Source organism: Bacillus sp. P14.5, from assembly GCF_003316765.1.
In the GTDB taxonomy this organism is placed as follows: Bacteria; Bacillota; Bacilli; order Bacillales; family Bacillaceae_B; genus Rossellomorea.
This window is the reverse complement of sequence record NZ_NIJF01000013.1, coordinates 1-14,796: the sequence shown is the minus strand read 5'-3', so window position 1 is coordinate 14,796 and position 14,796 is coordinate 1. Positions and strand designations below refer to the sequence as shown.

General features: G+C 42.1%; 13 protein-coding genes and 1 tRNA gene. 4 read left to right on the top strand and 10 right to left on the bottom strand.

The window, feature by feature from the left end; genetic code table 11:
* Nucleotides 1-709: 709 nt before the first annotated feature.
* Nucleotides 710-1,114 (top strand): YugN-like family protein, encoded by a 405-nt coding sequence (locus B9Z54_RS01115; RefSeq protein ID WP_113926699.1) that lies wholly within the window; start codon nt 710-712, stop codon nt 1,112-1,114.
* Here the strand turns inward: B9Z54_RS01115 and B9Z54_RS01110 are convergent.
* The 3 genes from B9Z54_RS01110 to B9Z54_RS01100 all read right to left on the bottom strand — a co-directional run bounded on the left by B9Z54_RS01110 (nt 1,106) and on the right by B9Z54_RS01100 (nt 5,669).
* Complete coding sequence (locus B9Z54_RS01110; protein ID WP_113926698.1) at nt 1,106-2,122, bottom strand: potassium channel family protein; 1,017 nt, start codon at nt 2,120-2,122, stop codon at nt 1,106-1,108. The two genes, B9Z54_RS01115 and B9Z54_RS01110, sit on opposite strands and share 9 nt — an antisense overlap.
* Nucleotides 2,123-2,336: 214 nt before the next feature.
* Nucleotides 2,337-4,535, bottom strand: a complete 2,199-nt coding sequence (locus B9Z54_RS01105; RefSeq protein ID WP_162785041.1) for a beta-propeller domain-containing protein — start codon at nt 4,533-4,535, stop codon at nt 2,337-2,339.
* An 81-nt stretch (nt 4,536-4,616) separates the two neighbouring features.
* Nucleotides 4,617-5,669: a class I SAM-dependent methyltransferase gene (locus tag B9Z54_RS01100; RefSeq protein ID WP_113926696.1), complete on the bottom strand. Its 1,053-nt coding sequence runs from the start codon at nt 5,667-5,669 to the stop codon at nt 4,617-4,619.
* Nucleotides 5,670-5,836: 167 nt separating this feature from the next.
* Here B9Z54_RS01100 and B9Z54_RS01095 point away from each other — a divergent pair.
* Nucleotides 5,837-5,909: transfer RNA gene (locus B9Z54_RS01095), tRNA-Ala, on the top strand.
* A 488-nt stretch (nt 5,910-6,397) separates the two neighbouring features.
* On the opposite strand, the gene B9Z54_RS01090 is transcribed toward B9Z54_RS01095, so the two are convergent.
* A complete protein-coding gene (locus tag B9Z54_RS01090; RefSeq protein WP_113926695.1) occupies nt 6,398-7,279 on the bottom strand; it encodes a TetR/AcrR family transcriptional regulator in 882 nt (293 codons plus the stop codon).
* Between the two features lie 181 nt (nt 7,280-7,460).
* Here B9Z54_RS01090 and B9Z54_RS01085 point away from each other — a divergent pair, with 181 nt between their 5' ends.
* Nucleotides 7,461-8,990: a DHA2 family efflux MFS transporter permease subunit gene (locus B9Z54_RS01085; protein WP_113926694.1), complete on the top strand. Its 1,530-nt coding sequence runs from the start codon at nt 7,461-7,463 to the stop codon at nt 8,988-8,990.
* Nucleotides 8,991-9,191: 201 nt separating this feature from the next.
* On the opposite strand, the gene B9Z54_RS01080 is transcribed toward B9Z54_RS01085, so the two are convergent.
* Genes B9Z54_RS01080 through B9Z54_RS01060 form a run of 5 tightly spaced genes read right to left on the bottom strand, consistent with a single transcriptional unit; the run spans nt 9,192 to nt 12,511 of the window.
* Nucleotides 9,192-10,334 carry a DUF418 domain-containing protein gene (locus tag B9Z54_RS01080; protein WP_113926693.1) on the bottom strand — a complete coding sequence of 381 codons (1,143 nt, stop codon included), beginning with the start codon at nt 10,332-10,334 and terminating at the stop codon, nt 9,192-9,194.
* Complete coding sequence (locus tag B9Z54_RS01075) at nt 10,331-10,534, bottom strand: hypothetical protein (RefSeq protein ID WP_113926692.1); 204 nt, start codon at nt 10,532-10,534, stop codon at nt 10,331-10,333. Before B9Z54_RS01075 ends, B9Z54_RS01080 begins: the two co-directional genes overlap by 4 nt.
* A gap of 18 nt (nt 10,535-10,552) precedes the next feature.
* Nucleotides 10,553-11,260 (bottom strand): hypothetical protein, encoded by a 708-nt coding sequence (locus B9Z54_RS01070; protein WP_113926691.1) that lies wholly within the window; start codon nt 11,258-11,260, stop codon nt 10,553-10,555.
* Nucleotides 11,250-12,137, bottom strand: coding sequence for an ABC transporter ATP-binding protein (locus B9Z54_RS01065; protein ID WP_113926690.1), 888 nt, complete (start codon nt 12,135-12,137; stop codon nt 11,250-11,252). The genes B9Z54_RS01070 and B9Z54_RS01065 overlap by 11 nt, the downstream gene beginning before the upstream one ends.
* Nucleotides 12,134-12,511 carry a GntR family transcriptional regulator gene (locus B9Z54_RS01060; protein WP_113926689.1) on the bottom strand — a complete coding sequence of 126 codons (378 nt, stop codon included), beginning with the start codon at nt 12,509-12,511 and terminating at the stop codon, nt 12,134-12,136. The genes B9Z54_RS01065 and B9Z54_RS01060 overlap by 4 nt, the downstream gene beginning before the upstream one ends.
* Nucleotides 12,512-12,854: 343 nt before the next feature.
* Here B9Z54_RS01060 and B9Z54_RS01055 point away from each other — a divergent pair, with 343 nt between their 5' ends.
* Nucleotides 12,855-13,679, top strand: coding sequence for an aldo/keto reductase (locus tag B9Z54_RS01055; RefSeq protein ID WP_113926688.1), 825 nt, complete (start codon nt 12,855-12,857; stop codon nt 13,677-13,679).
* A 399-nt stretch (nt 13,680-14,078) separates the two neighbouring features.
* On the opposite strand, the gene B9Z54_RS01045 is transcribed toward B9Z54_RS01055, so the two are convergent.
* Nucleotides 14,079-14,669 carry a transposase gene (locus tag B9Z54_RS01045; protein ID WP_162785040.1) on the bottom strand — a complete coding sequence of 197 codons (591 nt, stop codon included), beginning with the start codon at nt 14,667-14,669 and terminating at the stop codon, nt 14,079-14,081.
* Nucleotides 14,670-14,796 lie beyond the last annotated feature (127 nt).

Below are 14,796 nucleotides of genomic sequence, written 5' to 3'. Positions count from 1 at the left end.
GACGTACAGATTTTAGGGCTCTCGTATGAGATAAAGGAATCACGAAGAGCGACAGCGATTCGATGATGACTTATCGCAAGGAGAGAGACCGAAATCTGCTAGTCTCTGGCCGCTGGAGCTAGATTGGCCTCCTCGGCGCCTGTGGAGTCTCACCTGTCCCGCTAGTCCCGCAGGAGATCGCACGCCTTCCGCTCCAATCCCCCTTCGTAAAGGGAAATGGAAGGTAAAATCGCATTCTAAAACAACATTTATTTAAAAATAGTCTGTAATATAGACTTTTTTCGTATTTGTTTCTGCTTTTGTAAAAATCCAAAGAGAAGCATTCTCCCCCTGATACTAAGTTTGTTCTCTCTAAGCAGGGGAGAAGCTCTTTTCTTCTTGCTTACCAGAATAATTCAAAGAGGAATAAGTTTATAAAAAGAGCCTTCTTGAGAGACTAACGACCCATAAGCGGAAGTAGTGGTCCAATGAGATACTCTTTTTGGAAGGAGATAACGGCCCGTAACCGAAATTTACGGTCCAATGAGATCCCCCTGTGGGAAGGATAATGGCCCGCAAACCATAAGGTGCGGGCAAGTGAGGGTAATTATCCGCAAAATTTCAAACCTATGATAACTTCAGACCGGCGGCACTCAATAACTTTTTGTGCTTTCATGACTCATTCCAGACACTCTGGGAAAAACTAACGTAAAAGAAAGGAGTGTTTGGGATGATTGAACTTCCTTCTAAACTGGAGGGGCAGCATTTTCAGTTATATAAGTTAGAGCAGCAGCTAAAGCCGTTAGGATATGATATTGGAGGAAATTGGGATTATGATCATGGTTACTTTGACTATAAAATTGATGACGAAGTAGGGTATCAATTTTTGCGTCTGCCGTTTGCTGCAGTGGACGGACAGCTGGATTCCCGGGGAGCCACAGTGGAATTCGGAAGGCCGTTCCTGCTTTCTCACAAGTATCAGCGGGGGTTGGATGACCATGCTTCTACTGGAACATTTTCCGGAACAACCAACCAGTTCTCAGAACCTCAGGATCCAGACGCCAGTTTTCCGGAAGAATATATTTCTGTTGGTGTGGAGCTGGTGAAAGAACTTGAAGACCAGCTGCTAACCTGATTTCTTTTGGGACTTTTCAGTGGAAATCACCAAAAGGCCGTCATCAGCATAAATGATTGTTTCCAACGGAGGGTTCACGATCGTGCGCTCTCCTTTTTTTAACCCCAAAAGGATGATGTTTTTCTCCAGCAGCAAGGTACTGATTTCTTGAAAGGTTTTATTATGGCATCCTTCAATAGGATCGATGACTTGAAGATTATTGCCCTTTAAATGATTCAGCAGCTCAAGAATAGTGGTACTCATTCCTTTGGATAAAATGCTGTCCATAATGATATAACTGGTCTGTTTATTCGTCTGTATGACTTCATCAGCACCTGCTCTTTCAGCATTGGCGATGTGATCTCCTGTCAAAATTTCAGCTACGCAGTACAGCTTCGGGTTGATCCCTTTCATTGCGAGCAGTGTCATTACTGTATTCATATCTGCGTCGATTTCATTTTTATTCTGATCGGCGGTAATGACAGCAATTTCAGCGGTGTGAACCCCGGCCTTCTTCAATACGTCATCCCGGAAAGACTGTCCTTTTATAAAATGGATGCGGGGATTTTTATATGGATTCTCCGTTAAGGAATCATCAATTAACGTCACGAGATTGCTGCTGTCAAAGGACAGCAATTGGTCAATGATCTCTCTTGACCGTTCGTTCCATCCGACAATGATTGTATGTTCTTTTCCCATAAACGACGCTTTCCCTTCTAAGTAGGCATTCTGCGTGGTAACAGTAGAGGCAGCCAGCGTGACAAAATAGGTTGTCAGAAAACCGGCTCCAAGAAAAATGAGCAGCATGGCAATGATTCTTCCGGAAGTCGTCAGTGGGACGTAATCGCCATATCCGACCGTTGAAGTCGTAATCAAGGCCCACCATATGCCATCAAAAATAGTAGGGAAATTAGCGGGTTCTATAATATGAATTAGGAATCCAAAAGCAGAAATAGCTGTAAGGGCGATGACCAAAGTTCTGGCAAGGATGGGCCATCTAAGAAATCGCTGATAAAAAGAAACGCTCATATGCAAAGTCTCCTTTCCGCATTGCTAATCATTATTGCCTTTAAAAATGAAAAATAGGCTTTTTTTGTAAAAATAGTTGTGTTCTGCTGCAGGTACCTGTCTCTGTGCAACGGTACCTCCAAGAAAGGAATATAAAAAAAGCGGATGAAATGGCTGCACATTTCATCCGCTTTAAATAGTATTAATTAAATCATTCTGGAAAGAGAGTTTATGTCTACTGAATCTCAAGCTCTCCAATTTTCGTGAAGTCATTCAATTTGTAAGAACGGATTTGCTCTGGTGAAATAGTGTAGAGATTTTCTCCGATATAGAGCATCCGCTGAACCTGGTGTTCCCAGCGCTCATAAATTTCATCTTCATCTGAATTTGTCATTTGCGCTTTTCTAACGATTCCATTCTCAGGGGTAATTTCGTAAACTAGAGCTCCTTGATAGTCAAAGGTCTGTTCATACATACTGCCTTCTTTATCCTGATAAACGGAAACCGGGAAGCCGAACAGGCTTTTGTCTTTGTGCTGAAAGAGTGCTTTATGGTCATCCATTAAGTAAGAATGTGTGCCGCGGCCGCCAATGATTTCCGTGTCCTTTTCTTTTGGATTATGGAAATCTGAGACATCAAACAGGGATATCTTCATGCCGCTTGTCAGGACGAGAGGCTCTGCATTAGACATTTTGTCGTCTTTCACAAGCTTCGTGTCATAACCGAATCCGATTAGATGGTTTTCATCCAAAGGGTGGAGGTAGTTGCTGAAACCGGGAATCTTCAACTCTCCAAGAACTTCTGGTGAGTATGGGTCGCTTGTGTCGATGACAAAGAGCGGGTCCACCTGTTTGAATGTGACCATATAAGCTTTGTCTCCCATAAACCGTACAGAATAGATCCGCTCACCCTTGGCGAGATCTTCGACTTTTCCAATATGGTTCAAGTTTTCATCGAGTATATAAAGATTATTGGTCGACGGTGTGCGATCATCTCCCCAAGTGTTTCCTTTGGTTGTGGCAATCCGGAAGTTCCCATCATGTTCATCCATTGAAAACTGGTTAAGGACTGTTCCTCTTACATTCGCCATTCCTGCAAATTCGATATTTGATTGGTCTATGGCAAACTTATAGACTTCGGTGTCAGCAGATCCTGATGGATTTTCGCTTGATGCGTTATATTTGCTCAAGGCCATATATAGATTTTCTTTCGACATATAAATTTGATGGCCGCTTCCCAGATAGGATTCGACGAGGATATCCGAAGAAATCTTCTCTAGATCGATTGCCGCAAGCAGGGTAAAGTTGGTTTCGGTGGATTGCGGCATATACTTAATATCTTCATATTCAAGGAAGGCCGGTGCTTGGCCGTTTAAGCTGTCGGTAATCCTCGGTCTTAATTCTACATCATCCTTCTCCTCAAGCATCCAGTAGTCGGGATAATGATTGGCGGCAAGATATACATAAGAACCTACTTTACGTGCTGAGACATAATTTCCTTCCATGCCAAATTCTCTTAGCAGATCCGGTTTTTCCTTATCAGAAATATCGTAAATAATTGTTTTCATCATATTGTGCATCGGCATGATATTAGGTTCAACTGAACTTTTTTCGGCTGAGGGGGTGTCCCGATACCCATCATTCCAGCTGTTTCCGATAACAATCAGTTTGTCTTTCTGTAGAAATAAGTGCTGAGGGGAGAAGTTATTCTCATAGGGAATGGATGAAACGACCTCCATATCACTGACAGGCTCAGCTTTTGTTATAACCAGCTGCTGGGAGGCGATCTGATAGATGTAAGTGCCGTCCGTTTTCACGATATCTGCTTCGTCCACACCCTGGACCTGATTATTGGTTGTACTGTGTTCATTAGAAGAAGATTCCTGCTGGGCCTCCATAGCTCCGTCAGCTGATGAACCGCTGTCATCCGCTGAATCTTCCGAGGCACTCCTGTTAAACATAGAAAACTTCGGCCTGTTTTCTTTTTCTCTTTTAATGGCGTACTTGAAATACTGTTGCAGGTCTTTCTGAGATTTTACTTCGGGAAGGGTAGGGACGACAGCGAATTCTACCGTGTTATCTCCCCGGACAGGAAGGCCAAGAGAAGATTTGACCTCTGAGGAAATATGCAGAGTGAATGATTCTGTTTCGGTAGAATAGCCATCTTCAGGCGGGTGGACGAGGACGCTTTTACGGTCATCGCTCATGGTGATCTTTACAGAGATCTTTTCGCCATTTTGATCTTTTACATAGATAGCATCTTCACTGAGTTTCTTAAGGGGCTGAGAGAATTCCAGATTCCATGTTTTATCAGAAAGGACGATATTTTTAGCAATGCTTTGAGCGCCGGTCTCTACAGCAGGCTGCTTAAAATAAACAAACACGAGTGCAGCAGCGAGCAGGAGACCCCCAGCTCCTATCCATAGCTTTTTCATCTTCATCACTCCAATCATTTCATTTGTTACTGAAGTAGACGGAGTTGAAATGAAAATGTTACATAGGAGGAAAAATAAACCTTAACGAGCTTTGGCGATGATACCATTATGGACCTTGATATAACCGGACTTTACTATATCCAACCCATTTTCATACATATATAACCCCATTTGCTCGACCGTCATCAACTCACGATAAGTGTGATTCATCACGTCAGCAAAAATATTGTAGTAGATTCGCGACCGCAGTTGATTTCGAGGCGTCGTCATGACCACATAGCCATTCGGTTTGAGAAATTTTCGGTGCCAGTCCACTACTTCCGGTTTATACTCGTCAGGAAAATGCTCAAGCAGGCCAACCGATATAACAATGTCAAATTCCTTTCCATAAGAAAGATTGCGAATATCGTCTATGACATACTCAATATTTAAATCATCCTTATAATAGACTTTGGGCTGGCCGGTATGAGGATTTTCGCCAAGGAATGGATAGGAATCGGGAAAGTGCTCAAACCTTGTGGTCTTGCAGTATTCATCATAATCCACCATTGTCACTCTAGAGCCAGGGTACATAGCGGCAAGTTGCATCGCTTCATATCCTTCGGCTGCTCCGAGAAATAGAATCCGGGGTTTGGACACATCAAGACCTTCAAATAATGCCCTCTTTCCACGCGGATCCCAGATGCCGTCCTGTATCCGGTGGACATAATTCCAAAGCTGAATTCTTACCACATCGCCAAGCGCGGATTTTACTGTGCCTGGCTGAAAACTTTTTAGACTTTCCAAGAATTTTTCTTTTTCTCTCTGCTTTTCAAGAGGAACATCCTTAGAAAACCACTCATGAAAAGACCTGTTGAAATACTGCCAGGAAGTATGCGCGCTCATCGGCTTTCCGTGCTCTTCCTCATATTGTTGTCTATCCAAGGAATAATTCTTCACCTCAAACGGACGGCCTACATCTTTCCAGGACAGCAAAGACCAGTCACTGACCGTATTCACCTTTACAAACTTGTTATACTCTTTTTCAGAAAACGTGCGAAGATCCACTCGATAGCTTTTCTGCATTTCACTGGTTCCTATATGGGACTCGTTGAACGGCTTGGTCTGTTCCGGCAATACTTCAGCTTGCAGCATAAAATCCTCCTTGTTAATATCTGAATTTTCTTTCATTATAGAAGGTAAGGAAAGCGTTTACAATACAATCAAGATATAAAGAAATGAAAAGTAGAAAAATTTCATAAAAATACTTGCTAAAATGATATAATCTTTATATAATAAAAAACGTCGCAACATTCTATTGCGGGGCATTAGCTCAGCTGGGAGAGCGCCACGCTGGCAGCGTGGAGGTCAGCGGTTCGATCCCGCTATGCTCCATACTTGAAAAACGCAACCTCATGGGTTGCGTTTTTTTATTTTCTCGCAGAGATTGTGGCTCTATTTAAGTATTGGATTTCTACTTCATGCGCAGAAATCCGCAGGTGTCTTAAGCTGGTTGCTGCTAATTACATTGGATTTTTATAGTAATGACTAGAGAAGATATTATTATGCGTGTGTTATAAAAAGGTTGCTTTTGCACATGTTATTGCTTCCGGATATCCCCGTATACTAAGAGTTGTATCTCTTATTGGGGAAGAGTAGCTCTTTTCTTTTCGATGTTACCGTATTTTTTCCTTCTTAAGATTGCTATTTTTCGGAATAACTATCAAATAGCAGCAAAGTTTACGAAAAGAGCCTAAAAAATATCGAGATTTAACATGGTGTAAGCCTGCCATAAATTGATCTTGAAGGTGAAAAGGAACGAGCGCTTGAGGTTATATTGCAGACAAAAAAGAGATGCGCAAATTATGTGCATCTCTTTAGATTTATACTATTAACTTTTCTATCAATTCTTCAAGCATATTAAAATGGCTCTCCTCAAATAATTCTTCTTCTTCTTTCAAAGAAGCGAAAGCACTTTTAATAAGAAACTTCCGTGGAGATTCGCTGTGAAGCAATTCTTCTTGTATAAAATCCAATAATTCCTGGTATTTCACCTGATTAGTGGTGTCGGTGATCTGCTGCTTCAGAAACAAAACAGTATGCTGCAGCTCTTGTTTTGTATCCTGGATGCCGCACTGATGTTCAGGAAACCAGACCTTCAGGAGTTCAGGCTGAAACAGCGGTTTATGTCCTTTACCTAGTTCCTCGGCGATATTGACGATTCGATCAACACTGTAATGGACGACACGATGAAGGCCGGTTGTCGTGTTGTTGACCATTGAATAATATCGAAGGTTGTGATGAAGGATGCCGAGGAATGTGATCGCACAGTCCAAAAGGTATGGTCTCTTGCTCTCGCCGAAAATGTCCAGGAATCGGCTGTGAAGCCAATAGATCATCTTCAATTGCCCTCTTTTGACCGAGTTTTTCAAGTCCTCGTCATTTGACATCATGACTTCCTCATAGAGCGGGATCAGTTTGTTTTCCCTATTTTCAATCATTTGTATTTCGATTTGTTTAATGAATATTTCTATATTGGAAGAATCCTGGCTGATCAGCAGGTCATTTCGCTTTTTTTCAATTTCACTGTAAATGGATTTGAACAGTTCTATCAATAACTCATTCTTTGAGGAAAAGTAATTGTAGAACGTACCCTTCGAGATGCCGCTGTCATCCAAAATGTCCTGTATGGATGTCTGCTGAAACCCTTTTTCGATAAACAGCCCATGTGCTTTAGTGATGACATGCTGCTTTCTTTTATTCATGATTTCCTCCTTGACTATACTGACTGTATAAAGTCGATGATACCCCAATACCGCTATTTCTACAAACTTATATAGGGAAAATTAAGTTTCCAATTGAAATTTTTGTACCGATGGTATATGATATATCTTGTTTAAAATGACAGTATAAAAAAATGGACTGTTAGTATAAGGGGGAGAATGAATGGAGAGTACAAAAAAGAATGTACGTCCTCAATATGGGATATTGGCAGTTTTAATGGTTGGAGCTTTTATCGCATTTTTAAATAATACATTATTGAACATAGCACTTCCGTCTATAATGGTGGAGCTGGAGATTGAAGCATCTACCGTCCAATGGCTGACAACCGGCTTTATGCTGGTGAACGGAGTGTTGATTCCGACAACCGCATTCCTAATTGAAAAGTATTCTGTGCGCCGGTTATTCCTGGTGGCAATGGGCTTGTTTACAGTTGGTACCCTGCTAGCAGGGATAGCCCATGTGTTCCCTGTCTTGCTTGCCGGCCGAATGATTCAGGCATCCGGGACTGCGATCCTTATGCCGCTGCTCATGAATGTCATGTTAGTCAGCTTCCCGGTTGAAAAAAGGGGAGCGGCAATGGGGATGTTCGGATTGATCATGATGGCGGCTCCTGCCATCGGGCCGACACTGTCCGGCTGGATCGTAGAGAATTATGACTGGAGAATGCTGTTCCACTTTGTCACACCGATTGCCATAATCGTCTTTTTACTCGGCTTTTTCCTATTGAAGGATAAAAAGGAAAAGGTGGATATCCGCCTGGACTTCATTTCAGTGATTTTGTCCAGTGCCGGTTTCGGAAGTGTACTGTATGGCTTCAGCTCGGCAGGTACAAAAGGCTGGGATAGTCCTTGGGTTTACGGGACGATTGTTCTAGGGGTTGTATCCTTAGTGGTATTTATCCTTCGTCAATCAAAAATGGAAAGACCAATGCTGAACTTCGGAGTCTTCAAATATCCAATGTTTGCACTATCATCATCCATTACGATGGTATTGAATATGGCTCTGTTTTCCGGAATGTTAATGATCCCGATCTATGTACAGACAATCAGGGGGATTTCTCCTTTGGATGCCGGTTTGTTGATGCTGCCAGGTGCTCTTGTAATGGCATTCATGTCACCAATCACCGGGAAGCTGTTCGATAAATTCGGCGGCCGAATTTTAGCGACAAGCGGATTGATGATTACGGTCGTGACTACGTACCTGTTCAGTAAACTGACTCAGGATACCTCCTATTCGAACTTGGTTGTTTTGAACTCGATCCGGATGTTCGGTATGTCGATGGTCATGATGCCTGTTTCAACTAATGGACTGAACCAGCTTCCTGCCCGTTTTTATCCTCATGGAACTGCCATGAATAATACGTTGAACCAGGTATCCGGTGCGATTGGGACTGCCTTGCTGATCACGATAATGTCAAACCGGACTGTCACTCATACCAAAGAATTGATGCAGGATGCAATGAAAAACCTTACAGGACAGCCGACAGAAGCTGCTATGGCGCAAATGCAGCAGCAGGTCGGCATGGAGGCAATGCTCCAAGGAATCAATGATGCATTCCTGGTGGCAGCTTTCATTGCTGGCGCAGCACTGGTTTTATCTTTATTCATTAAGCGCTCGACACCAGCGGAAGACCCGTTGGAGGAAATGCCGGTGAATAAGAAGGTTGCTGCAGAATTGGCTGCTGGGAAATAAAAAGAGAGAAGCGACGGCTAAAATGTCGCTTCTCTTTTATTAGGTTCTTTTGTTAAGCTTTAATACGCAATATTCTCATACATAAAAATACAAAAGAGCTGCTCTGCGTAACCAGGAGGAAATGTCCTTCCTATTGGATTTTTAAAAAGCGTCAATCAATACTTAAGAAGATTTTCAGGGGTACATTTCTTCATCGCTTTTTTAGTGTGTGGACCGGTTGTAGGTGACCCTTCGAAGAAAATATTCTGCAGGGCCTGGAAGATGTAAGCGGCGCATGACATCAGCAATAAGAATCGAAGCGAGCCAAGTTACTAACGCAGTCACATCACTCCCGAATTGCCCCATTTTATTTCCAAAACCTCCTGCATAAGGGGAAAAGAAAGCAACGAATATGACAGATTGAAATATGTAGAATGTCATAGAACGCTGTCCTGCAGCAGCAATCGCCATTATAAGGGTGCTTCTGCTTTTTTCTAGCGGGATGGAAGCCAAACCGATGAGGGCTGCCCATCCGATACCTCCCAAATACCCTGTTGCCGTATGAATGATTTTTGAAGCAGTCAGCATTTCTGCGGAAACATCGGGCCAGTATTGTGATGATGCCATTGCCAATGGGATTCCTCCAATTACTGCAGCTCCAATTCCAATTAATGAAATTCGAACAAGAAGCGGCCGGTGATTAACCGGGAAATCCAATATCTGTTTTCTGGCTGCCCATATTCCGATGAGCATGCCGGGAACCACTTGATAGACAAGCAGTGGAGTATAGACTATCCATTCAGATGTCCTTACCGCTGAGGCAGCTATAACAGATATCTGTACTGCCGAAGAGCTGATTGTGCTCTCTGAAAATGGGTCAAACCCCCGAGCAGTTATGGCACCGGTTAATATAATCAATAAATAGAATAACCCCGAAATCCATAATAGATTTTTATCGGTAAAGCGAAGCAGAGGAAAGAAGAGAAGAGTCGCTAATCCATACATCCCGATAATATCATCAAACAATATTACCGCATGCAGGAGACCAATGAATAACATACACCAGCCCCGACGGTGGAATAATTCCCCAATGTAGGGCCAGCTGCTTCCTTTTTTCTCTTGGCTTCTCATGAATTGAACCATCCCATAACCAAACAAGAGAAAGAACATTGGAAAAGCCCGGCCATCGATGACTATCTGACGGACAAGTACTATGAATTGATCTAAGTCAGTGTAGCTGCCGTCACTTGAATAAAGAAAAACGTGGGCATGTGCGAATGAGATGAACAGAAGCATAAAGCCCCTAGCTAAATCGGGAGCAAGCTTTCTCTTGCGGATGCCTGTTTCCTGATATTCTTCAGTCATTTCTTCTTATTAATCGCCTTCATTACATTGGATCCTATAGCCCCGATAATCAATACGAAAAATGGAAGCGGGTTATAGTCCATAAAGAAGGTTGTAAAAGGAATATCCAATAGCCTGAATCCTGCCGTTATCAAGCGGCCGACCATAAAAATCAGGCCGATAACCAGCATCCAGTTGAATAATTTTTCTAAAGAATTCATTTTATTCTCCTTGTCAACTTATTTAAGCTTAATCTGGACCCGTTTGGTTGTGCGTTTTATGATCCACAAAGTGACAGCCAGCAGTCCTGCTGTCAGAATGAATGATGTAAGTGATGAGAAGCCATGGTGATTACTGATGTCTAACAAAAATTTTAGCGGTTCTTTCAGCTCGGACTCCCAAAGAAAATCCAAAAGCGAAAGAATGAGGATGCTAGCAAAAATATACAGCATACCGCCAAATCCGCCGAAACGGTAAAACCCGGCGCCAATCAGCCAGCCGGCCGTATAAGAAGCGAGGATATTAATACTGAATGCCAGCACAGTCAATAGTAAAGAGGTATCCGGTCCGACAAATGATGATGTAACTATATCAGGATCTATCACTTGTTCAATTGCTGCTATAATGCCGGCAGTAGTCATGAGCACTAACGACACAACCACCGAGGAAACAGCTGCTCCTTTAAAATAGTCCTTCCTGGTAACACCGTTTTTAACGTAAAATGTCAAAAATGCATATACAGAAATAATTCCTATCACCAGCATGAAAATCTTAGAAGGCCCATAACTAAAAGTAAGGAAGCTTTGCTCATTTACCGTCTCATTGTCAACGACTCTCTGCAGGATTATATAAGCAGCAAATACAAAAGACATGAACCATGCAGACCAGATCAGCTGCAGGAAGGACATATCCACCGCAACTTTGCCGAATTGGGTATTATTTGCCATTTTCGTTTACCTCCTCACCGGTTAAATGGATGAACAAATCCTGCAGAGAAACAGGTCCCACTTCCAAGCCAATCCTTCTTGCTTCCTGTCTTTTTTCTTCTGAAATGTCTCCATATACCATGGTGGATTTCGTCCCCCCAAGCTTTTGGGAACTTAACTTCCTCATACCACGGACAAATGCATCTACCTCTTGGCTTGAACCAGTAATGGAAGCTCCACGTTCCATCAGTACGTCTACTGGTTCTTTGAGAAGTACTTTTCCTTCATGCAGGAAGACAGCTTCTTCAAATAAGTAGTCCATTTCAGAAACTAAATGGGTAGAGAGAATGATCGTGCGGGGCACTTCTTCAAAATCCTCAAGGACCTTCTTATAAAATAGTTCCCGGGTAGGTGCATCCATGCCGTTGTAGGCTTCATCAAAAATCGTGATGGGAGACCTGCTGGCAAGCCCCATAGTCACATTCAGTGCGGATTGCATTCCTGTCGAGAGGTTTTTAACCTGTGAGTTAAGAGGTAGCTTGAATAGCTTCACCAATTCATCCGCAAATTCCTTATTGTATGTTGGACGATATCTTTCGCAAACTTCTAACATCCCTTTCACTTTTTCCGTTTCATCACTGTAATCAGTGTTATAGACGAAAGTGATTTGGGACATGATTTCTGCATTTTCGAATGGGTCCTTTCCGTCGATCCTTATAGTGCCGTTATCAGGTTCTTTGAAAGAAGCCAATAAAGAGAGGAGAGTGGATTTTCCTGCCCCGTTTCTTCCGATGAGACCGTAAATCTTTCCGCTTTCAAGTTGGAGATTGATGTCTGACAGGGCTTCTTTCTTTCCGTATTTCACGGTAACTCCGTTAATATCTATATCAAGAGTCATTTTTTATCACGTCCTTTCAATTGATTCAAGAGATCTACGATTTCATTCTCTGAGATTCCCAGCTTTTCCGCTTCCTGGATCAGCGGCAGCATATACTGGTCAACAAATCCTTCTTTGCGATGTTCCAAGAGTAATTCTTTTGCCCCCTGGGCTACAAACATCCCCACACCTCTCTTCTTATAAATGATTCCGGCATCCACTAACAAGTTGATCCCTTTCGCTATCGTTAAATGATTAATTTTGTAAAACTTGACCAGCTGGGTGGTCGATGGAATCTGATCATGTTCTTTTAATTGATTGTTAACAATCTGATCCTCAATCCGCTCCTTGATCTGGATGAAGATCGGCCTGTTGTCATCGAATGGCTGGCTCAATAGTTCATCACCACAATATCCACTCCTTAGTGTTATATGGTTATATAGTTATGTATATAACCATATAGGAGTTTTGAAAATTAGTCAATAATATTGGTGGAAAAATAAAGAATCGAAATGGGCAGAAGTTTAAGGCGGTATTTTTTGATAAGGTAAGAGAGTTTTGTAGAGGAAGAAATAATTATAGTAATTTACAAGTCTAAATTCTTTAATAAATATTCCTGGCTTTTGTATAATGGCAATAGGCCGTACTAGTGATGGCTTGAATAAAGAAAGCGCTCGGAGTAAACCTTATAATTGTTCTGCTCTTATAAGGAATATATGAAAAAAGGAGATATGTTCAATGAATTTCGTGACTCTAAATAACGGGTTGAAGATGCCTCAGCTGGGATTCGGTGTATGGCAGGTAGAGAATGATCAAGCGACAGCTGCGGTCTCAAAGGCTATTGAAACTGGTTATACATCTATCGACACAGCCATGATTTATCAAAACGAAGAAGGTGTTGGAAAAGCCTTGAAAGAAACGAGTGTTCCTCGTGAAGAGTTATTCATCACAACGAAAGTCTGGAACAGCGATCAAGGTTATGAAAATACACTGCGTGCTTTTGATGAAAGCTTGGAGAGACTTGGACTGGAGTACGTTGACTTGTACCTGATTCATTGGCCGACTCCTGAATTTGATGAGTATGTAGATACATATAAAGCACTTGAAAAGCTTTATAATGACGGTAAAGTTAAAGCGATCGGTGTCTGCAACTTTGAAATCGAGCATCTGGAACGCCTGTTGAAAGAGTGTGATGTCAAGCCGGTCCTGAATCAGGTGGAATGTCATCCGCACCTTGCCCAAAATGAATTGAAGGAATTCTGTGAGAAACATGATATCTTTGTTGAAGCTTGGAGTCCGCTTGAGCAAGGCGGAGAGGTTCTCCAAAATGAAGTGGTCACAAAAATTGCGGAAGCACATGGCAAGTCACCTGCACAAGTGATTCTGCGCTGGCACCTGCAAAACAATACCATTGTCATCCCAAAATCAGTCACTCCATCCAGAATCGAAGAAAACTTCAATGTCTTTGACTTTGAACTTTCTGCTGAAGAGATGAAGCAAATTGACGGATTGAACAAGGATCGCCGCAAAGGCCCGCATCCGAATGAAATGAATGTAAGGTAACCTATATACGGAAAGGCCCCAACCAACGTGCGTTGATTGGGGCCTTTTTTATTGCATAGGAATTTTAAAATTGATCTTTGTGGACAACTTTTAACTATGTTATCCACGTCCAGCTACAGCGCCTAGCCCCTCGGGGTCAAATAACCCAAAGAGAATAACAGGAAAGCCCGCCTTTTTTCTCTTTGGAACATTTGCCTGTCGGGGCTGAACGAGGCGCTTTTGTTCTGAGGATTTCTTTAATGCGTTAAAGTGTGAAAAGGGACAGTCCCTCACTAGCGATGCATCTATGTAAATTTCTTAAATTTATTCAAAAATTTTACAGTTAGCTTTAGCTGGGGAATTAAAAAAGGGTAACATGGTTGTAAAAGACCTTGTTCCCATTTTTTTACATACTTATAGTTAAATTCGTCGTTTTCCTTTTACCATGGCTACAGTTCCAAAATCAGGTTTAGATTTCGAAGGGATCGGGATTTTTTGTCTGCCTTTCGATTTTTTCTTCTTTCTCCCTAATTCTAATAATAAATCGCCATACGTTTTATAGAGATAGGTTTGAAGTGATTGAAAGAATCCCCATGTAGTCTTGGTGGATCGTGTCATAAGTTTAACGATTACAGATAAACCAAAGGCAATGACCGCTAAAAACATCTGATTCCAGATCCCCTGGGGCTTGGTGCTCCAAATTTTAGTGAACTTCAGGTGCTGTTTTATCCATTTAAAGAAGAGCTCCACGATCCATCTGTTTTTATAGATATCCAGAATCTCAGTGTCTTCAAGGTCCCATCGATTGGTTAAGATTCGATACACTCTATCCTTTTCATCCGTAAATTCGATGTATCGCACAGGATGGTGAGAGGTGCCGAAATAGACAATGGCATCTTTGGTGACAGAAGGATGAGTTGGTTCAAACTCTTTTTCAATGTATACTCTCAGATTTTTTGAGATCCTCGTTACGAAGGAAACGTCTCTTTTTAGCCATTCTTCGAGGTTCATTTTGGAGGAATAGCCCCGGTCGTTACGTAGGTGGCAGAAGAGTCTTCGATAAGATATTTCGCACTTTCAAAGTCACTGACGTTGCCCGTAGAAGGAATGATTTTATCTGGAAAGGCTGTATTTGGTG

Excerpts from the sequence above, each read along its gene's own strand:
- B9Z54_RS01115 (WP_113926699.1), top strand. The coding sequence starts at position 710 with ATGATTGAACTTCCTTCTAAACTGGAGGGGCAGCATTTTCAGTTATAT.
- B9Z54_RS01110 (WP_113926698.1), bottom strand. The coding sequence starts at position 2,122 with ATGAGCGTTTCTTTTTATCAGCGATTTCTTAGATGGCCCATCCTTGCC.
- B9Z54_RS01105 (WP_162785041.1), bottom strand. The coding sequence starts at position 4,535 with ATGAAAAAGCTATGGATAGGAGCTGGGGGTCTCCTGCTCGCTGCTGCA.
- B9Z54_RS01100 (WP_113926696.1), bottom strand. The coding sequence starts at position 5,669 with ATGCTGCAAGCTGAAGTATTGCCGGAACAGACCAAGCCGTTCAACGAG.
- B9Z54_RS01090 (WP_113926695.1), bottom strand. The coding sequence starts at position 7,279 with ATGAATAAAAGAAAGCAGCATGTCATCACTAAAGCACATGGGCTGTTT.
- B9Z54_RS01085 (WP_113926694.1), top strand. The coding sequence starts at position 7,461 with ATGGAGAGTACAAAAAAGAATGTACGTCCTCAATATGGGATATTGGCA.
- B9Z54_RS01080 (WP_113926693.1), bottom strand. The coding sequence starts at position 10,334 with ATGACTGAAGAATATCAGGAAACAGGCATCCGCAAGAGAAAGCTTGCT.
- B9Z54_RS01075 (WP_113926692.1), bottom strand. The coding sequence starts at position 10,534 with ATGAATTCTTTAGAAAAATTATTCAACTGGATGCTGGTTATCGGCCTG.
- B9Z54_RS01070 (WP_113926691.1), bottom strand. The coding sequence starts at position 11,260 with ATGGCAAATAATACCCAATTCGGCAAAGTTGCGGTGGATATGTCCTTC.
- B9Z54_RS01065 (WP_113926690.1), bottom strand. The coding sequence starts at position 12,137 with ATGACTCTTGATATAGATATTAACGGAGTTACCGTGAAATACGGAAAG.
- B9Z54_RS01055 (WP_113926688.1), top strand. The coding sequence starts at position 12,855 with ATGAATTTCGTGACTCTAAATAACGGGTTGAAGATGCCTCAGCTGGGA.
- B9Z54_RS01045 (WP_162785040.1), bottom strand. The coding sequence starts at position 14,669 with ATGAACCTCGAAGAATGGCTAAAAAGAGACGTTTCCTTCGTAACGAGG.